The organism is Pinirhizobacter sp., from assembly GCF_035317885.1.
Classification (GTDB): Bacteria; Pseudomonadota; Gammaproteobacteria; order Xanthomonadales; family Rhodanobacteraceae; genus Pinirhizobacter.
Genome location: NZ_DATHFX010000399.1, coordinates 1 through 3,248 on the forward strand (window position 1 = coordinate 1; position 3,248 = coordinate 3,248).

At 62.8% G+C, this 3,248-nt stretch carries 4 protein-coding genes; 1 reads left to right on the forward strand and 3 read right to left on the reverse strand.

Annotated features, from left to right (window positions below; translation table 11 throughout):
• Window positions 1-941 (reverse strand): MATE family efflux transporter (locus VK519_RS13135; RefSeq protein WP_324350437.1); only part of this gene is annotated, 941 nt, incomplete at its 3' end.
• 22 nt (window positions 942-963) lie between these two features.
• A complete protein-coding gene (locus VK519_RS13140; protein WP_324350438.1) occupies window positions 964-1,560 on the reverse strand; it encodes a DUF2239 family protein in 597 nt (198 codons plus the stop codon).
• Between the two features lie 183 nt (window positions 1,561-1,743).
• On the opposite strand from VK519_RS13140, the gene VK519_RS13145 reads away from it, so the two are divergent.
• Window positions 1,744-2,280, forward strand: coding sequence for an acyloxyacyl hydrolase (locus tag VK519_RS13145; RefSeq protein WP_324350440.1), 537 nt, complete (start codon window positions 1,744-1,746; stop codon window positions 2,278-2,280).
• A gap of 72 nt (window positions 2,281-2,352) precedes the next feature.
• Here the strand turns inward: VK519_RS13145 and VK519_RS13150 are convergent.
• Window positions 2,353-3,248: MFS transporter (locus VK519_RS13150; protein ID WP_324350442.1), on the reverse strand; the 896-nt coding region annotated here is incomplete at its 5' end.

A 3,248-nucleotide genomic window follows, 5' to 3' on the forward strand; every position in this document is an offset into this window, starting at 1 on the left:
CCGACATTCTGCGCGACCATCGATGAAACCGCAGCGCCAATGGCCAGTGCCGGCATCTGGATGTAGGTCCAAAGCTGTGCGCCTGCGCCGTAGGCGGCGGCGGTCTGCGATCCGTGAGCGTTCACCAGCGCAATCATCACCAGGGCCGAGGATGTGATCACCACCATCTGCAGGCCCATCGGCAAGCCCTTGGCCACCAGCGCACGCAGGATGGTGATATCCGGCCGCAGGTAATGCAGCTCGTGGCGCCCGAAGGCGAGGAAGTGCTTGCTGCGGTAGAGCCACCCGAGGAGGCCCGCCAGGGCGACGGTCTGTGCGATGAGCGTTGCCATCGCCGAACCTGCAATGCCCATGGCCGGCACCGGCCCCAGGCCGAAGATCAAGAGCGGGTTCAGGGCGATGTCCAGCCCTACCGATACCAGCATGAAATAGAAAGGCGTTTTCGAATCCCCGGCACCGCGCAGGGTCATCATCAGGAAGGTGTAGAAATACATCGCCGGCAGGGCGACGAAGATGATGCGCAGGTATGCAATGGCAAAGGGCTGCGCGTCGGCCGGGGTACCCATGACGCGAAGCAGAAGCGGGGTTGCGACATAGCCCAGCACCGAGGCCAGCACCGAGATGCCGACGAAGAAGGCCGCCCCCGTGCCCACCACGCGGCGGGCCTGCTCGATGTCGCGTGCCCCGACGCTTTGTCCGACCAGGATGGTGGTGGCCATGCCGATGCCGAACACCACGCCCAGCAGGAAGAACATGATCAGGTTGGCGTTGGTGGTGGCGGTGAGCGCCGCCTCGCCCAGGTACCTGCCCACCCAGACGGAGTTGATCGAACCGTTGAGGGACTGCAGCACGTTCACGCCCAGCGTGGGCAAGGCGAAAGCGAGCAGGGTGCGGCCGATGGGGCCCTCGGTTAGGAGGTGGGAACGGGACGAGGGCGGCATCGGTACCTTGTTTTTTTTTGTGTTAGTTGGTCTTGGCCTGGCGGGCACGTTCCACCAGTGTTTGCGCGTGCTCACGGATATCGCGCGGCCAACCCAGGGTATTCCTGGCAAAACCGGTGTCGTCCTTGCGATAGAACGCACGCAGCGCCTCCTCGTAATTGGGAAGGTCGCCGGCCATCGCCTGCATGAAACGATAAGCCGCTTCCTCGGCCTGGCGTGCGTCGCTTTCGCCCGGGAGCGCGCGCATGGCATTTTCCACCAATTTGCGCAGCGTCACCGAGGCACCCCCGGATTGTCCGGCGAGCCATTCCCAGTGCCGCGGTAACAGTGTGACTTCGCGAGCCACCACGCCCAGGCGGGGACGGCCTGGTCCTCGGCGAAGGGGCGGGGCGTCGGCGGGCCCATCGTTGGAGGCTGCCTGCGGCATCACGCTGGAAACCGTCTGCGCGACGCTGCCGCGCCAGTCCGGATCCACCTGGCGGCCGGTGGCGTCGTCGAACAACACGATCGAGGCCTGCGGTTCCTTCGACAGCACGGCCTTGCAGGCGGAAATCACTTCGGTAGCACTGCCATGGGCAATGCGGCGGGAGTCCTGGAATGCTGTGAGGCTGGCAATCATGGTGGCTTACCCTCGCATGGCTTTTGTACGGGTAATTTTCCACCGGGTAAAATCAAAATTCAATAAATTCCGGGTGAATTGCCGTTAACGCGCACTACGCGTTTTCGTACGTTCAGGTTCACGGCGCATCGACAGTAATTGCAGAACTATGCAGTTCACTTAACCAGGAAAGAGCAGACAACCATGCATTTGAAGCGCGCGACGCGGGGCGTGGTGGCCGCCGCCGTGTTGTGTTTCGCAAGTAATTCCGCCAGCGCGCAACGCATTGAGGTTCAGGGTGGTCGCAGCTACATGGACTCCCATCCCACCAGTGCGTATTTCATCGAATCGATTTTCTCCGAGGCCCCCATCGGCCAGAGCCGTTGGACGTGGGCACCGGATGTTTCGCTCGGTTATATCGAAGGCCGCAAAGGCCAGGGTGTCCGCCGTTACCAGGACTCCCGTCCCGGCACCAACGACAACGTATCGCTGCTCGGTGCAGGTGCCCGGCTGCATTACGGCCAGATGGGCGACTGGTACCACCCGTTCTTCTTCAGCTTCCAGGTGGCCGGCCAGACCGGACGCACGCAGGCGTTGTCCAGCGGCTATGAATTCATCAGCACGCTGGGCTGGCAGTGGAAATTCCTGAGCCTGCAGATCCGCCATATTTCCAATGGCGGCTTCAAGGAACCCAACCGCGGCGAGACGATGGCGCTGGTGGGCCTGGGCTTCGACTTCTAGTAGCTCGCCTGGTCCGGGGTCCGGGGTCAGAGTTATTACTCTGACCCCCAACGGTTCACCCCCAAACTTCGCTTAGTGCCCGGACGCGGCGGCCCCGGCCTTTGCAGTGAAGGGTGGCTTGGCCAGGAACACCACGAACACCAGGATCGCGAACACCCAGCCCAAGGCATGGAAGACCTCGTTGAACGAGATCTGGAAACTCTGCTGGGTGATGATGCCGTTGACCACTGCCGCCGCCGTCTGCGGGTCGCCGCCACCGTACTGCGCCAGGGCCTGCTGGGAGACCTGGCTGAACGGGGTGATGTTCTCGGCCAGCTGCTCGTGGTGCACGATCGCCCGGTGCTCCCACATGAAGGTGGTGATGGAAGCGGCGAAGCTGCCACCGAGCGTACGCAGGAAGGTGGCAAGGCCGGAGCCTGCGGCAATCTCGTTGGGTTGAAGGTCCGACAGCAGGATGCTCAGCACCGGCATGAAGAACAACGCAACGCCCAGGCCCTGGATAAGCTGCACCAGGGCTACGTGGTAGAAGTCGATATCGAGGTAGAACTCCGAGCGCAGGAAACACGTGCTGCCCATGATGATGAAGGCGATCGCGGCCAGGATGCGCAAGTCCACCTTGTGCGCATAGCGTCCCACGAACACCGTCAGTAGCACCGGCAGTATGCCCAGCGGCGCACTGGCGAACCCCGCCCACGTCGATGTGTAGCCCAGATTACGCTGCAGCCACTGCGGCACCAGCAGGCCGATGGCGAAGAACGCCGCATAGGCCAGCACCAGTGCCAGCGTGCCGGCGGCGAAGTTCCGATGGCGGAACAGCTTCAGGTTGACGATCGGGTCCTTGTCGGTGAGTTCCCAGATCAGGAATACCGCGATGCCGATGGCCGCGACGATGGCGGTGACCACGATGAAGGGTGAGTTGAACCAGTCCTCGTCGTTGCCCTTGTCCAGCACCACCTGCAGTGCGCCGA